We start from the raw sequence: 21,674 nt of genomic DNA, 5'->3' as shown, positions 1-21,674 counted from the left end.
TAAAAAATAGTGTGATAAAGACAGCAACTCCGGCGATTCTGATCACCAGCCCGATTCCGATCAGTAGTAACGCTGTGGTCGACATGTTGCGGGCTCCCTGAAACTCTCTAAAATCCTTAATATATTCTGCTGCTTAGACTTTACTGAAGGTCTTTTCCGTGAGTTTTTTTATTGTGGTGAGTCAGGCGGTAAAGCGTGGAAAACGATGAGGAAATTGTGAGAAATCTAACAGCTGATAGTTGAATAAATAGACTGGGATCAGTCTGTGACTATGGTCGTATTGCAATACGGGGATATCAGGTTGTGGGCTTAGATCAGCATGTGGTGGGTGCTTGGTCATTGTCTGGAAAATGTATGTCCAGACATAAATTGTTACAGCATCCTGGCAGGTCACACCAAGGCCGCACATACTCAAATTAGCCCGCTAAGGATTATCCGGTATGGGGGAATACGGCCATGTTAAGAAATCTGAACGATAGTCATCTGTACAAGCTGTTCATTGTGATTTCACTGTATTTTGTGTTGTTTTATAGCGGTTACCTTCTGTTTCATAACAGTCAGTACGGAGAGATGTTGCTGTATATCTTTGTGGTTGCCACGGTTGCCGTTGCCTCGGTATTACTGATGGTACTGTACAAATTGCGCCGTAAACACTGAGTGCTAACCCGAAATGGACGCACAGGAGAAGCCAAAGATGGAAAGTGCGGTCAGTAGGCAATAAAGGACTCAGGAGAAGCACCGAGAAGACGCTCAGAGATGATGTGCTTAAGAGTGAAGTGTGAACGGCGGAAAACAAGTTATTATGACGCACGAAAAAGGGCCCGGAGGCCCTTCAGGTTATGCGAAGATAGAATTCAAACAATCTTGAAATCAGAATCTTAGAATGCGTTGTTAAGAGTATAACCAGTGAGTTCCAGTACTGCCGATTGCTGACGGCTGGCGTTAGTTTCTACGGCTTTAACAATTCCGATGGCTGGGTGGACCCAGATGGCCATGCCTTCGAGATTGTCATTGGCAAACTGACCAAATTCGATCTCATCGCCATCAAAAAGTCGACATTTGCCTTCAATCCGGTCGATAACATGCATTTTCATCGTCTCGATGCCTTTACCATTCACCATCACGACCTCTGTACTGTTGTTCTCAACTTGCAGAGTGCGGGTCACATCGAGCGTTGAACAAGTATTAATAGCGGCGGTTTCACTGTTATCAATCTCTTTATCTTCCATAAAATCAATGATTTCTGCTCGGGTCATTGCGCTGAGATCCATGTGGAACACTTCGCGACCACTTTCAGCCAGTTGTTTTGCGGCTTCGCTGGTGGCAGGAAACTCCGGCAGGGCCCAAGGCTGGCGGAATAAAGAGGTATTGTCCAGGAATGTCAGGAAGCGACCATTTTCAATTCGGGCCCCAAAATGAGTGTCACGTTCCTTTTCTTGTGTCAGTCCGGCGTCGCTGTAATCAATGCTGGTCATTTCAAACAAATCGGTCCCGAGCCCCTGATTTTCCAGCTCGTTTAACACGCCAATGCCTGCTACCTCATCAGCCGCTAGCTTGCGATATACCTCTTTGAAAAATATGGTATTATCTGGCTTTGTAGTGTCAGTGGACTGCGGTGGAAACGCCGAACTGTACTCGCTCACCCGGTACTGTAAAGAAGCCAGTGTCGCCGCGTCGAAGGTGGCGTCCTTGAAGGCGACATCGATGGTGGCTTCCGGTTTGACTGGAGGCGGTGGTGTGATTTTTCCCGGCTCAGACGGCTGACCGGAGCCCCCGCCGCCGCAGGCTGTAAGTGAAATAGCAAGAGAAAGTGCGATAACGGTTTTGTTCATGACATTGCTCTGAAAAATATGCGTATAAGAATAGGATGAGCGATTGCAACAGAGATTTAAAAAACACCTAGCAATTGAGGTGGATTGTAATGGCTCGGCATTGTCGTTTTTGTATTGATGTGTATGGCGATGTCAGTGATGAGAGGAAACAGCGATGAACCGTATTCACCCTAAAGCCTTGTATGGCAGCAAATGGACCAAGGTGGAAGTCAGTGACAAAGAGCGCCACTTCATGGTGATTGACGTGGAATTTGATGAGCACCAAAAGGTGACGCGCTGCGTAATTCAGGCTGTGATGAACCACCGTATGTGTGAAATCAACTGGCGGGAACTGAAAGACAGCAGCCAGTGGTTAATTGGATGGAAATAGCCCGTTTTTACTGAAGGCGGGTCAGAATGGAAGTGTAGACGATGAGCCCCTTTACTTTGCTCAAACAGGGAAGAACAATTCCCCTCGGTACTGAATATACAGTCCGCCTTATCCGTAGTGATGACGTGAATGACCTGATTGCGATGTTGGATAACCCGAACGTTGCGGAGTATCTGTTTTTCGCACCGGCACCAGAAGAAGTCTACCGGGCTTATTTTGAATCGATGATTACGGATACCGAGGAATCCATTGCAACGGCAACCTGGCCGGAAAGCCCGACAGTGATTGTGCGCGATCAGCAAGGGCGGTTCATGGGCATGGGCGGTCTGGCGCAAGTCCTGATGTTGGAAGGCAATTATGACGTTGGTTATCAACTGCCGGAATACGCCTGGGGGAAAGGGATTGCGACCGCGCTGTGTCATTTTCTAACTACGCTGGGCTTTGAAGCACTCGGTGCACACAAGCTGGCAGCTGATTGTTACAGCCGAAATATCGGTTCCTATAAAACTCTGGAAAAATGCGGGTATTTTAAGGAAGGCTGTTCTCCGGCGTATTACAAGCTGGAAAACGGGTTTGATGACCGCCTGTACTACGGTTTATCACAGGCGGACTATCACAATCTGAAAACAGACGGTTTCAGATAAATTTCAGCATTCGCAGCACGAGTACCTCGAGCGCAATAGTGCCCATAAGACCTAATGTGAACCACAGGAAGGCATAAGGATTTTCCGTGCCAGGCATACCGGCAATGTTGACCCCCAGTAATCCTGTCAGGAAACCCGCAGGCAGGAAAATCCCGGCGACGACTGAAAACAGGTAGGTGTTTTTGTTCATGCGCTCTGACTGGTGCTGTGACAGGGCGATAAAGAATCCGTTGATTTGCTCAATGTAAAACTCCACCGATTCCAGGGTACGCTGAGCCACGTCGTTGCAGTTTTTCATGATCAACCGCTGTTCATGCAGGCAAGGTAGCTTGGCATTGAGCAGATCCTGCAGCGCGTACTGCTGAGGTTTCAGGTAGCGCCGGATCCGTTGCAAGCGGTGTAAATTGTGGTTCAGGTTTTCGGCTTCCTTTTTCGCATTGCCGATGTTCAGAACATCCAGTTCATCAATTGTGTCTTCAATCGGATCCAGAAAGTTGGCAATCAGCTGGTGCACTTCCAGCAGCAAGGTGCTCAGAATGGCCGGTAAGGTCTTCGGTCCGCTGCCGGCCTTCAGCAGATCCAATACCATAGAAACCGCACGGGATGAGACTTTTCGGGTGCTGATCAGCATGCCTTTGTACCATAAAAAGCGCAGGCTCAGCATATCGTCGGGTTTAGCATCCTGATTTAAATTGATACCACGTACGATGATTAAGAAGACGTCCTCGTCGATTTTCTCAAAACGAGGGCGGGTGTCATTGGCCAGCAAAGTATGCACAAGAGGCACGGGAATTTGTAAGCTGGTCAGCCAGGCGGGCAAATCGGGGTGGTCACGCTGACAGTGAAACCAGATACCGGGCTTGAGCTGTGGGGAATCATCCTGATTCGGGGAGGGTGTCGATTGGGTAAAGTCCCAACTCGCAATGATAAAGTCTTTCATAGTTCTTCCCTTGCAGTGTGGCGGCGCAATGACTGACGGTCAACATGGCTTGGTATATTTGATGGATTATTGTTTGTGGCTTCAGGTTGTTATCAAACCGGACTTTTTGTAATTAACCATATATTTGCGTAATTAACCATATAACAGCAGGTTAGCAAAATCATTTGTTAATGGTTTAACACGGAAGACGAAGATAAACATCGGGGAATTGCATGGGGAGTAATAGATAAAACAGAGAAATAAAACCGATACAGCTCATGGGTATGAGCTGAATAATGTTAATTCAGATTCGGCGTGCCCCAGCCTGATTGTGCAACCGGCTGGAATCAACCCGGTTCATCAGGCTGCTACTGAATCCAGAATCCGGCCAGTGTTTCCCCTTCCAATACTATGCGGTACTGATTGCTCGCGCCACCTTGAAAATAAGAAACTTTCCAGGAATATACGTCGTAACCTTTTTGTTCAGTCACACCTTGGTATTCCACCTGATAACCGCCGGTCAGTTTTTTTCCGTAGGTTTTAGTCAGCATGTTGAAGCGGGACTCTGCCAACGCTTTTTTAAATTCAGGCGTGGTCTGGTCAGTAAATTGCTGGTAGTCACTGGTCATAAGAGCTTGAATCTGACGTTCAAAAAGTTGCTGTGTTTGGGTAATTTCATTGGCCTGCACGGCGCTTGAAGCCATTATGGCAACCGACGTTATGGTGGTACCTGATGCCAGTATCCCATTGGCCAGCAAGGCAGTAGTTGCAAGTTTCGACCGCTTTATTAACCGTATTGGTTTTAGCATATTGCTCTCCTGAACCGATTCCCAATCAGATAATAAAATTGAAATAAGTTTCATATGTTTGCGGATAATCTACCATTGCCTTTCAAGGAATGAAAGGGCAGGACGCGGCATGAGGGCCTGACAAATTAAATGGCAGTCTAGTTAAAGCATAAAATTGTTATCTTAAGCCAGTAATCTCCTGAATTTTTTGACTTATTACGGCTAATCATCACTATTAGCAGTGATATTGATCAAACAGTAAATAACTATAAATACAGGAGCAAATATGCAACTGAGGTTGGCAATAAAGCAGTTGTTACTTCTCGGGGCGCTGACTCCTCTGGCCGCATGTGGTGGCGGGGGTGGAGACGAGCCGGTGACAACGGATAAAGAAACGGGTGGAATTGTTCAGAACGGTAACGAGTCAGAAAATCAGGGCGATATTCAGCCGGAAACGCCATCAGAACCTGAGACTACACCTGATCCGGATACCACTCCAGAGCCCTCTTATCTGATCTCGGTAAAGGTGTCTGATAAGGTCACTATCACGCCGGAATTAGTAAAGGCGAAAGCGGGAGAACGCTACACGTTTGATGTTGCTGTTGATGAAGGCTACAAACTGAATGGTATTGCAGGCTGCAACGGTCAGTGGCAACCGGATAGCCAGCAGTATGTGACCGGTGCAATTGCCGGTGATTGTGAAATCCCCCCTTCACTGACATCGCTGGTTGAACAGGCGATTTCCCAGGAAGATCATACGCTGGCATCGGCAGATGCATTGATTGAATACAGCCTTGACCAGCTAAAGCTTGCGACGGCTCGTCAGGCGTCACTGATTCCACAGTTTTACCAAGGTGTCGGCGACACCATCTCTTGGCATCCGACACATGACAGTATTACTTTCACTTCTTTCCTGCCGGAGTCTAACGTCGAAGTATTGCGATCAACGCAGAATGAAGCCGGTAGGCCCTCAGCGAAAGGGCTGATTTATGCGGGTGAGCAAAATGGTCATCGCTATATGGCAATGGCTGGCAACATGTTTTCGGTTGACCGGAATGCGCAAACCGATACGTTACTGAATAATTTGGTCGTTTGGCTGACTCGTCGCAATGAAATGACTACCGAACCGTTGAAAGTGATAACCAGCCACGTTTCGAGCCGTGCTGACAGCTGGTACTTTCCGCACAATGAGAACATCCGTAAATGGCTGAATGAGTTTTACCCGAATAACCACACGATAAATACGCCTAACAGCTGCGAATATGAAGCGCTGTCAGCCTGCATTGATACCCAGCAACCGGATATGATCATTTTCAGCGATATTGATCGGGACGGCAGGGGTTACGCAGGCGTGGCTGCGGCGATAGAAAAGGCCAAGCAGCGGCAGATCCCGATTATCGTGGTGAACCATGAACGCTTTGCTAGCCCGATGGCTTCGCCGCTATACAGCTACATGGGCCTTGCCGGGGAAGGGAATTACTGGAGCGAGCACCATGCGGCCAACGCGTCAGTTGAAGAGCAAAAATCACTGCCGGCAACTCTTCGCGCAGTCTCTGAACTGTTACCGCGACTGGAGCAGGGCGCGTTTGATATCTCGGTACTGGATAGCTGTAACAAAAACTTCCTGTACTGTGATGACGTGGCCTTCAATCAGGCATTTAAAACTGCAGCAGACTGGTACCGTCAGTCGGTCTCTGCCATGGACAGCTATGGCCTGGATGCGTTTTCCAAAGACGAGTTTCGGTTGATCAGTGCCGGGCTGTTGTTGGCCGATAAGTACCGTGCATCGATTGATTACCCGATTGACCAGTCAGAGCAGGGAGCCTGGCAACAGGCAATGTTCGCTGACTGGGTGGTCAGCTACAAACGGGCCCATAACCTGGCGCAACCGGATCTGGGAGAGTTTGTCACCGATAAAAGTCAGGTTGTAAAAGGTGCAAATGCTCATTACCGCTACCCTGCAGTCGTGAATACCCAACGAACTTTTTCGGTACCTTATACGAAACAGTGGACAACCACAGGCTGGTACGCGCTGCCGGGGCAGACAATTACCCTGACCCGTCAGGACAATTCTTCTGCTACTGCCAGCATTAAGCTGAATTATCACCGCAGCAATACAAATCGTGCTTACCAGCAGAAAGTGTACCGTGGTCCGCTAGAACTGGCACAGCAGCGTCTGTCCATTGCTGCCGGTGAAACTGTCACCTTTTCTACACCTTACGGTGGTCCGGTCTACCTGTATCTGGAAGGCTCGGCTTCTCCGGTCAGTGTCACAATTGCAGCGCAAGGTGTCGCACAGCATCCGACGATCATGGATTTCAGTGATCCGCACGAAATTGCCCGCTTCAATGACACGCTGAATACGACTGAACTGCCGCACGTTGATCTGCGTACTGATGGTGCAGAGCAGCATTTACGTCGAGATCGTTTTCTTGATGCCTTGGGCGGCCAGATGCCAACCGTTGATGACTTACTCAAAGCGATTGAGGAAGATCACCTCAATGCCGTTTATACACTGGCAGGGTACAAGGTACAGGGGAAAACATTGGAGCAGTCGTTACCTGTTGACGTACGTATGAACTGTGAAGCCCTGTTTGGCCGCGATGATTGCTATGACACTAAAATGCATACTCGCACCATTATTCAGCATGCCAACTACGATCAGAACGCGCACTGTGGCAGTGGGTGTAGCGGCAACCCGTGGGATGCTGCTTGGGAGATTGATCCGACCGGCTGGGGTGACAACCATGAACTCGGCCATAATCTGCAAACCAAGCGTCTCAATGTGCACTATGTGACTGAGGGAAATCGTGATACCTGGTCGGAGTATGGTTCCCGTGCCGGTGAAAACTCCAACAACATTTTTCCTTATTTCGTGAAGTGGAAAACGCATTACGAGCGTGATGGGCAAAGTACGACAATCACTGATGGCCACATGAATCATAAAGACCTGTTTTATGTGTTCATGTCTGATGCTGCTGGTGTCACGAATACCCAGGGTGAGCGAGTGGTTGTGGATAGCCGTTGTCAAGTCATGGACAGTGGAGCGGATCGGTTCACTGTACCTTGGCAAAGCAATGATTATGCCGTTCACAATGGCTACCGGATGGCTTTCTACATTCAGATGGCACTGCGGCTTGATAAGCAATTGCTGACAGGCGGTGCCCGTCTGGATAACGGCTTCCATGTCTTTACTTTGCTCTACCAGCACAGCCGTATTTTTGGTCAGTTTGCCGGTAACGAAAATGACTGGCTGGCCAACCGTGAACGCCTCGGATTCAGTCTGTTCCCGTATTCGGGGCATCTGACCTACGGTAATAAGACGGTGCAGGAGATACCGGGTAATGACTTCATGCTGGTGGCCCTGAGTCAACTGACCGATCAGGATTGGCGGCCATATTTTGACATGTTCGGCTTGCGCTACAGCAGTCTGGCGGCCTCACAGGTTGCGTTGAATGCGAAATCTGGGGCGGTCACACCGGGAATGTACGTGCTGGAAACCGATCTGCCATCGGCAGGGATGAGCGCAGACCTGGAGTTTTTGCCGCTGAACATTACCGACGGAACAACACGCTGGCCGCGTGACCTGTCATCTCCGACGCAATGTCAATTATGATAATGTACCTCAGCTGTCTGTAAATTTTGAAAAAAGCCGGAAGTGTTCTTCCGGCTTTTTTGTGTAATGTTGTACCGAATGATAGGCAGAGTGAGTCGGGTAGCAGAAGCACCAGATTTTAATCCGCGGGAAGGAAGTAGCGGCAAGTCAAAAACTGGGAACGTATGAGTAAATAGACAGTCGTACTCATATTGGCGAGCAACAGAATACTGGCAACACATGTTAGCCATTGTTGTAAAACTGGATTTGCAAAACAGGGTTTGTGGGCACGAGTTGATTAGTAAATGCTGCTAAAATGTCTGAATAGGAAGACAAGGCTAACTGTCTATTCACCCGTTTTTTCTCGGAGCTAGCCAGCTCCGTTGAACCAGATGGAGAAAGGATAATGGAAGGAAAAACACACCTGAGCGGCCGCTGTTTGTGTGGAAACGTCGGGGTTGCAACGCGCAGTGGTACACTGCATGTCGGTGCTTGTCATTGTGGTATGTGCCGTAAGTGGGGCGGTGGTCCGTTACTGGCGGTTGATGGCGGGCAGGATGTTTCTCTCACCGGAGAAGAGTATATCACCCGTTATTCCTCGTCAGAGTGGGCAGAACGTGCTTTTTGTAAGGAGTGTGGTACCCACCTTTTTTACAAATTGAAGGCAAATGGTCAGCATATTTTGTCTGCCGGGTTATTAGACCAAGAGCCGGAACTTGTCATGGATCATCAGATCTTCATCGACAAAAAACCGCAATATTACACATTTAGCAATGAAACTGAGGTCATGACGGAAGCCGAAGTTTTCGCCAAGTTCGCCCCGAATTAAGGGAAATTTTGCAGAATCCTGACGTAGTTTTACATTGGGCAAACATTGTTTTTCACTAGGGCCGCTATCCTATCGTTATAACGTTAGGAGTAGTCGTATGAAACCTTGGTTTACTATCAACCGGAGCCAGCATGACCCGAGCAAATCCAGCTCTGCAGGTCGCTCAGTGCTGAAAGGCGGTATGCTGGCCACAATGATTCTGACATTCGGTTTAGCGGTTCCTGGTGAGGCGATGGCGAAAGGAAATCATCACCACAAGCACCATAAAAAACACCACCATAATTACCATCATAGTCACCATGATCACTACCGTCATCGTGATGTTATTGTGGTAAAAGAGCGTCCACGACATTATCACTATCACCGTAGTCGTTTACCGGAAATTGCGACATTTGCAATTATAGCCGGAGCCACTTACGCAATTATTGATAATCATTATTACAAAAAACGTGGCGACAATTACGAGTACGTAAACCGCCCAAGATAATTTTTTAGCTCGTTCTTTTAAGGTATCTCTTAAAGACAGCTTATTTAAATCGCTCTTTAGAAACAGTCTTTTCAGACAGCCTCTACAGACAACGTCAGCATGAACAACGCCCGGTATCAGCCGGGCGTTTTCATTTGTGATCTGTTATCTGTAAAACTCGCTATCTATATAAATCGCGACCGCGTCATGGCGCCAATGCTCATATTCACAGTCAATGATTGTGCCATGCTGGTTGTAGTTGATACGGCGTATCTTCAGTACCATTTGCCCTTCGGCCAGGTTCAGCTTTTTGGCAACAATACCTTTGGCAGCCGTGGGGAAGACGTCAAATCGCGAACGGCAGGTCGTATAGCCATATCGCTCCCGATAGAGTTCAGTCAGTGAGCGGGTCAGGTCTTCATTCAGAACATCGGGAAAGTGGCTGGCAATCAGGCAGTTTTCAACATACAGCACCGGCCTATTGTCGAGAAAACGGAGCCGGTGGACATGGTGAATTTTTGTCAGCCCGTTCAGTTCCATCGCGGTCATCAGCTCTTGGTTAGCAGGGGATGAACTGACAGAAAGCAACTCGGTTCGGGCATCCCGGTTTTGTTCCGTTACCATCTTATGAAAGTGAGAACGGCTAAGCGGGTTATAGCGAAGACGTTCTGACGATGCCACAAACCAGCCGCGTCGTTCCTCCCGGTAAATGCGACCCTCGGCTTCAAGCGCCATCAGTGCATCTTTGACGGTGATACGGCTGGTTTCGAATATATCGCTGAGCTCTCGTTCCGAAGGCAGCTTAGCACTTGCCGCGAAGAAACCACTGTCGATTTGCTGCGTTAAGGTATCCCGAATCGTGGCCAGTTGTGACGTGCCGTTTATTTTCATCATGTCTCCGTGCGTGGCTCAGGGTAAGGTTTTGTCTTTAGTCAGGAAGGTCATCGCATAAAGGAAGCCGTGGTGCGGCTGTAAAGACCGTGGAATCGAATGTGTCTGCAGAAAAGCGTGTGTGGACTAGTCCAGAGCGTTTTATTCATTCGTAAATTGGGACTTACTTATACCTGCTTAATGTAACGAAGGGATGTCAGTTGTATGACAACATTTATATTGAACCCTGCGTTATTTTCGGGGTGATGCCGCTCACTCATAACTTAACCGCATTTAAAATCCGTTATTACAATCAACTCTGACGTCATGTTTCCTTTAAGGCATTTTCTTTAGATGTTTTCTGCGTCAGCGCCTTATCCATCAAGACAAGATCCCAATTTTCACCTCGAAATGATCGGGTTCCTTTTTCAATGGATACGGTTTTGAACCCCAAGGATTCATAACAATGTTTGGCGGCTTTATTATGTTCAAAGACAGCCAGACTCAGGTGCGTTGCATTGAATTCTGTTCTGGCCTTTGCTATGAGTTGGTTAAGCATTTTTGCCGACAATCCTTGCCCGCGGTATTGATGAGCGATGAATACCCGGCAGATACGAAAATGGTGATCAGTCTTTTTGATTAATTCCACAAAGCCAACGTTTTGCCCTTTGAGTGTACACAGAAAAGGAAAAACATCTTGTTTGCTACAATGCTGGCGGATTTTTTGATGGGTCAGCGGGAATGTATAGTTTGGACCGCCCCATAAATAATTTAATTCTTCTGAATTGATCCATTGAATGAGTTGGTCAAAATTCTGTTCAGTAAACTCATCTAAGCGCATCGATTCCCTCTTCACGAAAGTTAATTCACAGAAACAAAATGGCGAAATCGCCAGGCGGATTTATCATAGCGAATGACAGGAATAAAGTAAGACTTTGTCTCTGATCTTGGCGTTAAATTTGTGTCTCGATGATTGTTGTGTATTAAACCTTATTTAAAGAATGGTCATGCAGACAGTCAGGCTCCGATCAGTTTTCGGGCATCTGTAAGTTGAAAAAACAATCATAAAAGAGAGGGAAACTGCATAATTATTGGTTGTTTTTTCAGCGGTTAGATGGTCGGGGATGCATTTTTGCCTGCTAAACGTCGTTTAAGTCACTAAAAAATAATAATTAGCTGTCTACACTGATTGAAAAGAATGTAATGGAGGGAGCCATATGACAATTAAAACACTGAGCAGTGACAAACTGTATCGGGCATCAGAATTACATGGCTTACCTGAAGATTGTAAGTCGACCAAGAATTTAACGCCGCTGGACGAGATAGTCGGGCAGGAACGTGCGCAGCAAGCGGTTGAGTTTGCCATGTCCATTAAGGAGAAGGGCTACAACATTTACGCGATTGGGCGCAATGGTCTGGGCAAGCGTACGATGGTGCTGCGTTACCTCAATCGCCACGATCCTAACGGCAGCGGTCATCCGCAGCATGATTGGTGTTATGTCGCCAACTTTGAAGAATCACGCAATCCTAAAGTCCTGAAGATGCCGGCTGGCCGTGGTACGCAGTTCAAAAAAGATGTCGAAAAAATGATGACCAAGCTGGTAAAAGCTTTGCCGCTCGCATTCGACAATGAGGTGTACTATAGCCGTTCTGAAAAGCTGAAAAACCAGCTTGATCAGAAACAACAAGGTGCATTGCTGGCCCTGACTCAGGAAGCCAAGGAACACAGTATCAGCCTGACCGTGACTATGGCCGGTGAATACCAGCTGGTTGCGCTGAACGGTGAAGAGCCGCATACCGAAGAATCATTTGCCCAGCTGTCAGATAAAGAGCAAAAGGTGTTTGAAGACACGATCAACGCGCTGGAGAAAAAGCTGCGAAGTATTGTTCGAGAGCTGACGGAACTGGAAGAAGATTTCTCTGAGAAAATGCAAAAGCTAAATGAAGAAATCGCACTGGAAGTGGTGTCTCACTTTATTCATGATTTGCTGATTGAATACAAATCCTTACCGGAGGTGAAAAACTACCTCAAGGCGATGCGTAAGGATATTCTGGAAAACCTCGATATCTTCCTGGAAGAGAGTGAGGAAGATGTGGCACTGGCGTATGCAACGCTGGATAAGAAAATGCCGCGGCGCTATCAGGTGAATGTGCTGGTGGCGAATGATACAGAAACTAAATTCCCGATTGTGGTGGAAGAGAGTCCGAACTATCACTCGATTTTTGGTTATGTGGAAAATGCGACATACAAAGGCACCATTTTTACGGACTTTTCATTGATTCGCTCTGGCAGTCTGCACCGCGCAAATGGTGGGGTATTGCTGATGGACGCAGTAAAAGTACTGGAACGTCCGTATGTATGGGATGGCCTGAAACGGGCGCTGCGTTCGCGTAAATTGAGTGTCAGTTCGTTGGAAAAAGAGGTGACATTGTCCGGTACAATCTCTCTGGATCCTGAGCCTATTCCACTGTCGGTAAAAATTATTCTGTTCGGCGATTATCAGACTTACCAGTTGCTGCAGCATTATGATCCGGAATTCAGTGAACTGTTTCGGGTCACGGCGGATTTTGAAGATGAGATGTGCCGTACTGATGAATCTGAAGCGCAATATGCGAAGTTCATTTCCAGCATTGTGAATGACAACAACATGCTGCATTGTGATCGTAAAGCGATTGCCCGAATCATCGAGTACAGCTCTCGTCAGGCGGATGATCAGAATAAACTGTCACTGCATTCTGCAGATATTGCTAATCTGCTGCGCGAATCTAACTATGCGGCGAAGTCGTCGAATGCCACCATGATTCGTGCGAACCATGTTGAACAGGCGTTGCACAGTCAGGAAAAGCGGGTAAGTCGTCTTAAAGATCATGTAATGCAGACGTTTACCAACGGTACCACCCTGATTGACACGGAAGGGGCAGTTGTCGGGCAAATTAATGGTTTGTCTGTTATTTCTACCTCTGACTATCAGTTTGGTGCACCGAATCGGATCACGGCAACAACCTCCTACGGTGAAGGCGGGGTGTTTGATATTGAACGCAGTGTCGATCTTGGCGGGCGGATCCACTCCAAAGGCGTCATGATTCTCTCTGCTTACCTGGCCTCTATTTTTGGCCGCAGCAGCCGGGTGCCGTTGACGACTCACCTTACGTTTGAGCAGTCTTATGGTGGGGTAGACGGTGACAGTGCCTCAATGGCAGAACTGTGTGCAATTGTGTCAGCATACTCGCAAATCCCGCTTCGTCAGGATGTGGCGATTACCGGCTCGATGAACCAGTTTGGTCAGGCTCAGCCAATTGGCGGCGTAAATGAGAAGATTGAGGGCTTCTTTGATGTTTGTACCATTAAAGGGCGACATGCCGCACAAGGCGTCATTATTCCGCAGTCGAACGCGCACAATTTAATGCTGCGTAAGGATGTGGTTGAGGCTGTAGAGAAAGGCGAGTTCCATATTTGGGCAATCAGCCATGTGACTGACGCTATTGAAATCATGACCGGGAAACAGGCGGGGCAGGCATCGTTGGATGGCACCTATCCGGTCGAGTCGGTGTTGGGGCAGGCACAGATGAAACTGAATGCTCTGAGACGTTGATCCTTTGGTACGTCACTGACTTTCTCTGAGTGAGATGAAACGAAAAGGTTCTGGAGGTGATCCAGAACCTTTTTTAATGTTTCTTTCCGCCAGATAGCTAAGACTATTTATGAATAGCGTTAATTGAATAGTGTTAAATGATAAGCTTTTATGCTCAGATTTCTAAGACGGAAACAGGTCAAAACTCGGTAAATCATCAAGATGTGCCGCCCAGCCAGGTTTACTGCTGGTAAAAATAGCCGCTGTGGGCCGAAGCTCAACATTTGTGTCAAGGCATCCCGCCGGAACCACAATGCCCAATGTTTCAGATTGATAGGGTAACGCTGAGCCACATCTACGGCAAAAGCACTTTATATGTTGCGTATCTGGCAGCTGAAAGGTCGTTGTTGAGTCAGCACCTTGCAACCAGTTCAACGTGGCAGTATTGGAAAATAAGTTGGATGCATGCCCTGAGCCTGTGTCTTTCCGGCAATGTTGACAGTAGCAAAGATAAAATGACTGAAAGCTACCCGTTATTTCAAATTGCACATCGCCGCACAAACAGGAACCCTTATATGCTATACGAACCAAATTGCCTCCTGTCTAAACACCCATGATAAATAAGTATTAGAAAGCTATTGCAGAAAGCGACGTCTAGGCATGCTTTTTTAGATATTACTCACAAATTTTTAAATGAAAAATAAAGTGTGATCAGAGTTTGGTTAATTTCTATGATTATATTGCTTTGTTTGAAAATAAAAAAGGCAGCCATTTGGCTACCTTTAATAAATAAAGCAGGTAATGAAATTATGCTTTCTGTAGATCTTTTGCAGGATAAGTCAGCGTCATGCCTTCAACATTAACATGCACGTAGTAGCCGCCACTGCTCAGGCCAGCAACAACCATTTTACCAAGATCAACGCCTTTAGTTGCAACAACAACTTCATCAATAGAAAACATTTTATCACCTTGATTAAGAAAATAGATTATATGAAGTATCTATTCGCGCATTTAATCAGAAGTTATATTTCTTATCTAATCAATGTATTTATCACGGTGATGAAATTAATTTATCTGATTTTTGTTTTTGTCTTTTATGAATAAAATAATCGGTAATAAAAGGATGAGCTCTAATTAATTTAAAGCTTTATTAATACATATTCGCTGTTTCTGGGAAGCATAATTTCGCTGTATTTTGTCATTTTCTATAGTGTACACAGTGTCTTAGTGGTATGGTGTGAGATGATTAAATATCAATGATAACAGGCACTAACCGTTACTAAAGTAAGATGGTTAGTCGTTACTGAGGAAGGTAATATGGATCCAGTATTCCAAATTCTCGACGTTGTTCTGAATGTTGAGGTTTTCCTATTAATTTTTGTTTTAGTTCTACTAAAAAATAGCGTTAAGTTTGTGCCACAGAACCGGGCATGGTTAATCGAACGTTTCGGGAAGTATCAGTCGACCAAGGAAGCCGGACTAAACTTCATTGTACCGTTTATCGACCGGGTTGCCGCAGACCGCAGCCTGAAAGAGCAGGCGCAGGACGTGCCGTCGCAATCAGCAATCACCAAAGACAACATTTCACTGATCGTCGATGGCGTGCTCTATTTCCGAGTGCTTGACCCATACAAAGCGACTTACGGTGTCGACGATTATGTGTTTGCCGTTACGCAACTGGCGCAAACGACGATGCGTTCTGAGTTGGGTAAGATGGAACTGGATAAAACCTTTGAAGAACGTGACATGTTGAATACCAACATTGTGACAGCAATAAACTCAGCCTCTGAGCCTTGGGGGATTCAGGTATTGCGTTATGAAATCAAAGATATAGTGCCGCCAAACTCAGTTATGGAAGCCATGGAAGCGCAAATGAAAGCTGAGCGGGTCAAACGTGCCCAAATTCTTGAATCAGAAGGTGACAGACAAGCAGCTATTAACGTCGCTGAAGGTAAGAAACAGGCGCAAGTGCTAGCGGCAGAGGCTGATAAAGCAGAGCAAATTCTGCGGGCAGAAGGTGAAGCCAAAGCTATTCTTGCGGTTGCTGAAGCTCAGGCGGATGCGTTGCGAAAAGTAGGTGAAGCGGCTAACACAGAGGAAGGCCAGAAAGCGATTCAGTTGGATCTCGCGACCAAAGCGATTGCGGCGAAAGAAGCGATTGCCAAAGAGTCTTCCGTTGTTCTGCTGCCAGATAGCGGCACAGACGCCAGCGCACTAGTGGCACAAGGTATGTCGATCATTAACTCGATTAATCAGAAACAGAAACAGTAAGTCTCTGGAGTAAGCGATGGAATTCATAACCAACAATTTACCCGAAGTATTAATGATCTTGGGCGTTATCGCCTTAATCATTGAGGTAGCGGTGCTGGGTATGTCGACCTTTATCTTACTTTTCCTCGGGCTCTCGTTGCTTATATCCGGGTTGCTGATGAACTTCTCTGTACTAGACAGTTCATTGACTACAGCGCTCTGGAGCAATTCCGTGATCACCGCCGTGTTGGCTGTGATTCTGTGGAAACCGTTAAAACGGCTGCAAGAGAACCGGGGGACACAAGATATTCAAACGGATTTTGCTGAGTTGACCTTTACACTGGAAAGTGATGTTGATGATAAAGGGCTGAGCCATTACGCCTACTCTGGCATTAACTGGCAACTGAAAAGCCGTTCTCCTCTGAAAGCGGGAACGCAGGTCACCGTCATCAAAAAAGAGGTGGGGGTGATGTGGGTGGATGCGACTAAGTAAATCCTGAACCGATATTGTAATTAAGCGCGTTAGAGAGACATTTTTAACGCGCTTATTTACTTTTTGAAAACAGTCTGGAGTGATTTGGACGTTTTCTCTACCTGAATGTGGAGTTTTATGTCTATTAGAAACGTATTAAGCACGTTTTATAGCGACAACGGAATAAATGTGCCAATGTTTTGATTCGCCTAACATTGTTGTTCCGTCCTCATCGCGTTCTTGAAGTTGAATAATATCAAAGTTTGTGAAGAGTGCAGCGATATCTTCTTTAGTGAGTGACGTGATAGCCTGGTTGTAATGAGAAGACCATGAGTCATTTTTACCCATAAAATCACCGACAAATACACCGCCTATTTCCAGGCATGAGGTTATCTTTTTCCAAGTAGTTTGAAAATGCACTTTCTCTACGAAAAACAGACTGGCATTTGCGATTACCGCTCCGGACTTTGGGTAGTTGAAGCGATCGAATGATGACTCATAAAGATGAACTTGTGAATTACCCTCGAAGCGTTCTCGACAAATGGCTATTGAATCCGGATTGAGGTCAAATCCATGAACCAGATATCCCTGACTGTTCAAATATTCTATATCACTGCCGGTTCCACAGCCGCAGTCAACGGCAACCTTTTGTGATGACATATTCAATTTAACCGCTTGTTCAGTTCTTTTTGAATGAGGACGGTTTAAAGCTTTTTCGTAGAACTTTCGCCATTTATCTCTATGTTCATCCATGTTAATACATTCCTGAGTTAACCATGACGTCATTGTCGTTATGAGCATGTCCATCGCATTGGCACAAACCTGATGCCATTAACTTCAGATTCAGAAGCCGTTGCTTCGAAACCTTGAGCTTGATAAAAATTGACGGCGTTCACGGAAGCCCTTAACCGCACTTCACCGGACGGTGACTGTTTCAATAGGTGGTGAAGCAGTCGTTTACCTAACCCGGTTCCCTGATAATCATCATCAATGAACAAATGCGTAATATAGTCATGGTCTCTCATTGCCCCAAAACCGATTAGTTGATTATGTTCAGTGAGTTTGAAGCGTTGAAATCGAGTATCGTCAAAAGTCGTTTTGATGTCAGGGAGCACTTTTGATGTAAAAAACAGTCGTCCTTCTTCACTAAAATGCGGGAGGATGTTTGAGTTAGATACCCGCTCGACAAGCTCAACGATTGAATCTAAATCTGAGATTTTTGCTGCCTCGATGTTTGTATCATCGATGTTTATTTCTTTGATGTTCTGTTTTTCGATGTCCATTTGTTCCTTCCCGGAGCAGGGGCCGTATTCAATGGCTTTGAGGTAGATATGCCAGCCAATAGTGGCTACATCCCTTCTTTTGCCCGAGAAATAGCGGCTTCAATTGCTGCTTTAGCTTGCGGGCTATTTTTCCAACACGTTGTTCTCAACATGGACGCCACTCTTTCTGTAATTTCATCAGCCTGATAAGTAGCTAAGTCAGAAAGAGTATCTATTCCAATTTCTTCAAATCTTTTCAATACGGTAGGGCCAACGCCCTTGACCGCTAATAGTGCCTCTCTTTCGGCATCTGAAAACGCCATATGCTCTCCTTAAGAACAGATAAAATGGGTTAGACGACTGCACTCGATTCGCCTGTCATAAAATGATGCCTGACCATCGGCGATAATTTAAATTTTTGTGTGGCAGTAAGCAGTAATACAGGAATAACGGATGCTGGTCATTATAAAAAAGACCTTAGCAGAGCCACTTCAAAAAATAGTGATTAACTTGACCTGTTGCCAATAAAACCTCTGAGAAGTTTCGGTTTAGATCATTTAATCATCTGCGGAACCGCGCATTTATATATTATTGAAATGGGAGAGGAGAGTCAGGCTTTTTAGATGGCCAGTAGGTATCAGCCTACTGGTAAGTCGGTAAGTCTTAGTCGGCGTATTTCCCTATATCGAGGCAGTCCCCCAATTTAATTATTACGCTAATTGTAAATAAAGGGAGATGCCACCAAGCGGAGACAACCCCTGTTTAAGTGGCGAACAGGGGCTGAAAGGCAGCGCTAAAACAGGATCAGACCACCATATTGGCGCTGTGCGAAAAGGCACAACGCGCTCAGTGAATCAATGATTTCTCTTTGAGCCACTCAGCGGCAATCCAGGCTGCTTTGGAAAAGACAGCTTCGTCGGCAGAGCTCAGATAACGTAATTCTTCAATTTCAGCATCAGGCTTGAGTTCGCCGCTGAAATCGGCAAAGTAACAGGTCAGCTGAACAGAAACATCGTCGGCTTTTCCGTCGGCCGGACCGACAAAGGTATCGGCATAACGGATACTATCTGGGAGCAACTCAACAGACAGTTCTTCGCGAATTTCACGGATTAGCGCCTGCTCATCGCTTTCACCTGGCTCGCGTTTACCGCCTGGCAGATAAAAGAGGGTTTTGCCCTTAGATCGCACTGTCAGTAATTTACCGTCCTGAATAAAGATCCAGGCCAGTTTATCTATCAGTTTACTCATCGTGTGTTTTTTCTCGTTCTTTTATATTTCAGCCAGTTACCCGCACTTAGTCGGCCAGGTATTCTTCACCGGCTGCAGCAACAAAAGCAATTTCTACTAGATAGTTCGGATCAGCCAGCTCGGCTTTCACACAAGCGCGGCTTGGCGCACAGCCTTCCGGCAACCAGGCTTCCCATGCTTCGTTTAGTGCATCAAAGTTAGCAAAGTCAGTCAGGTAAATAGTAACTGACAGGATACGAGATTTATCACTGCCGATTTTGGCCAGCATTGCTTCTGCTTGCTGGAAAATTTGCTGTGCCTGACCGCTTACGTCGGCACTGGTGTCAGAGTCCGCCACTTCTACAAAGTGAGCAATGCCGTTATAGACTGTGATATCTGACCAGCGTTTTGAAGGGTTAATACGGTGAATCTTCATGGGAACTTCCTTTTGTGTTTTTAGATGTCGCCAATTTGGCAAAACTTATCAGCGGCTTATCTCTGAATAGGGGGAGAAGGATAATTCAACCAGCCCGGGTTCCGTTTGGCAGGGTGGATTCCGGTATGGCCAGACAAGGGATGACACCGTCGGCATACCCAATGTCAAAAAGCATGCCCTGCGATAATTCCCCCGCCATTTTGCGTTCCGGTAGGTTAACCACAAACAATGCCTGTTTACCGGTGATTTCTGCCGGATTGGCGCGTTCTTGTTTGATTCCGGCTAGAATCGAACGGGTGTGATCGCCGAAATCGACAGTCAATTTCATCAGCTTGTCTGATTTGGCAACGTCGGCGACGGCGGTGATTGTACCGACGCGGATATCCAGCTTGTCGAGGTCATTGATGGTAACAAGGGGTTTGACCGGGGCGGGTGTCATCAGAATATCCTTCTTCCAAAATTGCATTATGCGCCATTATCTTATACCCAATGGGGCGCCGGTTAGAAGACCTGCGGTACAAATTGGAACAAAACGAACGTTTACCTTTACTTCAATGATAATGTTTGGTGTGTGATCTCGGGCTCACTCGGGTTCGTCCTGTTTGGCCAGTTGCAGAAACGTTGCCATGCCCTGAATATCGAGATAGCCATCGACTTTCTTGTGGGTGCGTAAATACTGATAGCCGGTCACCATTTTTGTTAGCTTTTCGGCTTCTGTTTCGCTGGGCTCTCGGCCATACAAGTGCGAAAAGGCAGCATACAGCGCGATTTTATCTACCACTTCAGCCTGACGATAAAGATACCCGCAGCCGGTTGCCAGCCACTCCAGGGAGCAATTGGCTTTCATGGCAATCTGGTTGGCTTTGGCGAGGCTTGGCTCACTGCCCTTTAGGTATTTTCGGATCAGCGCTTCGCTGATATCCACACGTCGGGCAAAGCCACTGACACTTTCTTCACCAATGAGGGATTTAAGGCGTTCGGCAAAAGACATAATTCGTACTCCGGTTCGAAGCTGAAGGGTTATAGCATTGCGACACGGCCGAAACAAGCCTAGGATGAGGGCAAGATTTATCTGCGAGTTCATCCCGAGAGGGTCGGGTGTGGACTCACTGACAAGGAGTTTACCAACATGGTAGCAAAGGTTGAGATTGCGCCTCAGGGGCCGCAATTTTCTGAACTGGTGCAGGGTTACTGGCGTACGGCGGAATGGGGAATGTCGCCTCAGGAGCGACTGACATTCTTAAAACAACACATTGAGCTGGGCATTACGACTGTTGATCATGCGGATATCTATGGTGACTACAGCTGTGAGCGTCTGTTTGGTGAGGCGCTGGCGTTAGAGCCGTCAGTGCGTGATCAGATTGAGATCGTGACTAAATGCGATATCAAGCTGTGCAGTGCTGCGTTTCCGGAGCGCAAAATTAATCACTATGACACCAGCAAGGCGCACATTCTGGCATCTGTCGATAATTCGTTATCCCGTCTGAATGTTGATCACATCGATGTGCTGCTTATTCATCGACCGGATGTGCTGATGGATGCGGATGAAGTTGCTGAGGCGTTTGCTGAACTGATGCAGCAGGGGAAAGTCAGCCACTTTGGTGTGTCTAACTTTACGCCCGCTCAGTTTGACCTGCTGCAATCACGCTGGGATGCACCTCTGGTGACTAATCAGGTTGAAATTAATCCGCTGAATTTTGAGGTGTGCCACGACGGAACGCTGGATCAATTGCAAATGAAGCGCATCAAACCGATGGCCTGGTCTTGTCTGGGGGGCGGTGCGATTTTCTCCGGCCAGACTGAGCAACAAATTCGGGTGCGTGACGAACTGGAAGCCATTCGTGAAGAAACCGGTGCGGCCAGTATCGATCAGGTGATTTTTGCCTGGGTACGTCGACTGCCGTCTCGTCCGTTACCGATCATTGGTTCGGGCAAAATTGAACGTGTTCAGGCTGCCGTGGATGCGCTCGACATTGAGCTGACCCGCGAGCAATGGTTCCGCGTCTGGGCGGCCTCTAAAGGCCATGGTGTGCCTTAAGCCTGATTCATGGCGGTTGGCCAATCCGATGTCTAAGTATGCCGGTAACTGACCGGACAAAGAAAAGGGCCAGCAGCAGGCCCTTTTTATTTATGTCAATCAAA

The 21,674-nt window shown here is 46.9% G+C and carries 24 protein-coding genes; 10 read left to right on the top strand and 14 right to left on the bottom strand.

The annotated features are described in order from the left end of the window. The first annotated feature begins 456 nt into the window (after positions 1–456). Entirely contained in the window at positions 457–657 is a 201-nt protein-coding gene (locus PGW97_RS21895; protein ID WP_047886072.1) for a hypothetical protein, read from the top strand. A 221-nt stretch (positions 658–878) separates the two neighbouring features. Here the strand turns inward: PGW97_RS21895 and PGW97_RS21890 are convergent, their stop codons facing one another. Further along, on the bottom strand, positions 879–1,832 hold the full coding sequence (locus tag PGW97_RS21890) for a hypothetical protein (RefSeq protein WP_273859820.1): 954 nt from the start codon (positions 1,830–1,832) through the stop codon (positions 879–881). 154 nt (positions 1,833–1,986) lie between these two features. Between PGW97_RS21890 and PGW97_RS21885 the strand changes: the two genes are divergently transcribed. Next, positions 1,987–2,202, top strand: a complete 216-nt coding sequence (locus PGW97_RS21885; protein ID WP_047886070.1) for a TIGR02450 family Trp-rich protein — start codon at positions 1,987–1,989, stop codon at positions 2,200–2,202. Between the two features lie 41 nt (positions 2,203–2,243). Continuing rightward, the gene (locus tag PGW97_RS21880) at positions 2,244–2,846 is read left to right on the top strand and encodes a GNAT family N-acetyltransferase (RefSeq protein WP_273859819.1); all 603 of its coding nucleotides are present in this window, start codon (positions 2,244–2,246) and stop codon (positions 2,844–2,846) included. On the opposite strand, the gene PGW97_RS21875 is transcribed toward PGW97_RS21880, so the two are convergent. Both PGW97_RS21875 and PGW97_RS21870 read right to left on the bottom strand, forming a co-directional pair. Further along, a complete protein-coding gene (locus PGW97_RS21875; RefSeq protein WP_047886069.1) occupies positions 2,839–3,786 on the bottom strand; it encodes a CorA family divalent cation transporter in 948 nt (315 codons plus the stop codon). The two genes, PGW97_RS21880 and PGW97_RS21875, sit on opposite strands and share 8 nt — an antisense overlap. Before the next feature lie 347 nt (positions 3,787–4,133). Further along, positions 4,134–4,628, bottom strand: coding sequence for a hypothetical protein (locus PGW97_RS21870; protein ID WP_273859818.1), 495 nt, complete (start codon positions 4,626–4,628; stop codon positions 4,134–4,136). 211 nt (positions 4,629–4,839) lie between these two features. Between PGW97_RS21870 and PGW97_RS21865 the strand changes: the two genes are divergently transcribed. From PGW97_RS21865 to PGW97_RS21855, 3 genes are all read left to right on the top strand, one after another. After that, positions 4,840–8,169, top strand: a complete 3,330-nt coding sequence (locus tag PGW97_RS21865) for an ImpA family metalloprotease (protein WP_273859817.1) — start codon at positions 4,840–4,842, stop codon at positions 8,167–8,169. A gap of 385 nt (positions 8,170–8,554) precedes the next feature. Next, positions 8,555–8,977 (top strand): GFA family protein, encoded by a 423-nt coding sequence (locus tag PGW97_RS21860; RefSeq protein ID WP_217391688.1) that lies wholly within the window; start codon positions 8,555–8,557, stop codon positions 8,975–8,977. 97 nt (positions 8,978–9,074) lie between these two features. Continuing rightward, on the top strand, positions 9,075–9,464 hold the full coding sequence (locus PGW97_RS21855; protein ID WP_053061886.1) for a hypothetical protein: 390 nt from the start codon (positions 9,075–9,077) through the stop codon (positions 9,462–9,464). A 144-nt stretch (positions 9,465–9,608) separates the two neighbouring features. On the opposite strand, the gene PGW97_RS21850 is transcribed toward PGW97_RS21855, so the two are convergent. Both PGW97_RS21850 and PGW97_RS21845 read right to left on the bottom strand, forming a co-directional pair. Next, a complete protein-coding gene (locus PGW97_RS21850) occupies positions 9,609–10,334 on the bottom strand; it encodes a UTRA domain-containing protein (RefSeq protein WP_273859816.1) in 726 nt (241 codons plus the stop codon). A 304-nt stretch (positions 10,335–10,638) separates the two neighbouring features. Next, positions 10,639–11,154: a GNAT family N-acetyltransferase gene (locus PGW97_RS21845; RefSeq protein ID WP_273859815.1), complete on the bottom strand. Its 516-nt coding sequence runs from the start codon at positions 11,152–11,154 to the stop codon at positions 10,639–10,641. Between the two features lie 376 nt (positions 11,155–11,530). Here PGW97_RS21845 and PGW97_RS21840 point away from each other — a divergent pair, with 376 nt between their 5' ends. After that, on the top strand, positions 11,531–13,906 hold the full coding sequence (locus PGW97_RS21840) for a Lon protease family protein (protein ID WP_273859814.1): 2,376 nt from the start codon (positions 11,531–11,533) through the stop codon (positions 13,904–13,906). Between the two features lie 162 nt (positions 13,907–14,068). On the opposite strand, the gene PGW97_RS25220 is transcribed toward PGW97_RS21840, so the two are convergent. Both PGW97_RS25220 and PGW97_RS21835 read right to left on the bottom strand, forming a co-directional pair. Next, the gene (locus PGW97_RS25220; protein WP_443147141.1) at positions 14,069–14,434 is read right to left on the bottom strand and encodes a GFA family protein; all 366 of its coding nucleotides are present in this window, start codon (positions 14,432–14,434) and stop codon (positions 14,069–14,071) included. Positions 14,435–14,692: 258 nt separating this feature from the next. Beyond that, the gene (locus tag PGW97_RS21835) at positions 14,693–14,845 is read right to left on the bottom strand and encodes a hypothetical protein (RefSeq protein WP_169776047.1); all 153 of its coding nucleotides are present in this window, start codon (positions 14,843–14,845) and stop codon (positions 14,693–14,695) included. 357 nt (positions 14,846–15,202) lie between these two features. Between PGW97_RS21835 and PGW97_RS21830 the strand changes: the two genes are divergently transcribed. Continuing rightward, complete coding sequence (locus PGW97_RS21830) at positions 15,203–16,156, top strand: SPFH domain-containing protein (RefSeq protein WP_047886062.1); 954 nt, start codon at positions 15,203–15,205, stop codon at positions 16,154–16,156. Positions 16,157–16,172: 16 nt separating this feature from the next. Beyond that, the gene (locus PGW97_RS21825; protein WP_047886061.1) at positions 16,173–16,628 is read left to right on the top strand and encodes an NfeD family protein; all 456 of its coding nucleotides are present in this window, start codon (positions 16,173–16,175) and stop codon (positions 16,626–16,628) included. A gap of 135 nt (positions 16,629–16,763) precedes the next feature. Here PGW97_RS21825 and PGW97_RS21820 read toward each other — a convergent pair whose 3' ends face one another. The 7 genes from PGW97_RS21820 to PGW97_RS21790 form a co-directional block, all read right to left on the bottom strand. Continuing rightward, positions 16,764–17,360, bottom strand: a complete 597-nt coding sequence (locus tag PGW97_RS21820; RefSeq protein ID WP_273859813.1) for a class I SAM-dependent methyltransferase — start codon at positions 17,358–17,360, stop codon at positions 16,764–16,766. A gap of 38 nt (positions 17,361–17,398) precedes the next feature. Beyond that, complete coding sequence (locus PGW97_RS21815) at positions 17,399–17,890, bottom strand: GNAT family N-acetyltransferase (protein WP_273859812.1); 492 nt, start codon at positions 17,888–17,890, stop codon at positions 17,399–17,401. 65 nt (positions 17,891–17,955) lie between these two features. Beyond that, a complete protein-coding gene (locus tag PGW97_RS21810; protein WP_217391682.1) occupies positions 17,956–18,192 on the bottom strand; it encodes a hypothetical protein in 237 nt (78 codons plus the stop codon). 523 nt (positions 18,193–18,715) lie between these two features. After that, positions 18,716–19,117: an NUDIX hydrolase gene (locus tag PGW97_RS21805; protein ID WP_273859811.1), complete on the bottom strand. Its 402-nt coding sequence runs from the start codon at positions 19,115–19,117 to the stop codon at positions 18,716–18,718. A gap of 46 nt (positions 19,118–19,163) precedes the next feature. After that, positions 19,164–19,532, bottom strand: a complete 369-nt coding sequence (locus tag PGW97_RS21800) for a RidA family protein (RefSeq protein WP_047886058.1) — start codon at positions 19,530–19,532, stop codon at positions 19,164–19,166. 85 nt (positions 19,533–19,617) lie between these two features. Next, positions 19,618–19,971, bottom strand: coding sequence for a tRNA-binding protein (locus PGW97_RS21795; RefSeq protein ID WP_273860645.1), 354 nt, complete (start codon positions 19,969–19,971; stop codon positions 19,618–19,620). A gap of 144 nt (positions 19,972–20,115) precedes the next feature. Further along, positions 20,116–20,523, bottom strand: a complete 408-nt coding sequence (locus PGW97_RS21790) for a helix-turn-helix domain-containing protein (RefSeq protein WP_273859810.1) — start codon at positions 20,521–20,523, stop codon at positions 20,116–20,118. Between the two features lie 138 nt (positions 20,524–20,661). On the opposite strand from PGW97_RS21790, the gene PGW97_RS21785 reads away from it, so the two are divergent. Beyond that, positions 20,662–21,570: an aldo/keto reductase gene (locus PGW97_RS21785; RefSeq protein ID WP_273859809.1), complete on the top strand. Its 909-nt coding sequence runs from the start codon at positions 20,662–20,664 to the stop codon at positions 21,568–21,570. Positions 21,571–21,674 lie beyond the last annotated feature (104 nt).

Origin of the sequence: Photobacterium sp. GSS17, assembly GCF_028621875.1 — a bacterium.
Lineage (GTDB): Bacteria > Pseudomonadota > Gammaproteobacteria > Enterobacterales > Vibrionaceae > Photobacterium > Photobacterium ganghwense.
The sequence above is the reverse complement of the archived record's forward strand: the minus strand, read 5'-3'. Positions and strand labels throughout refer to the sequence as shown.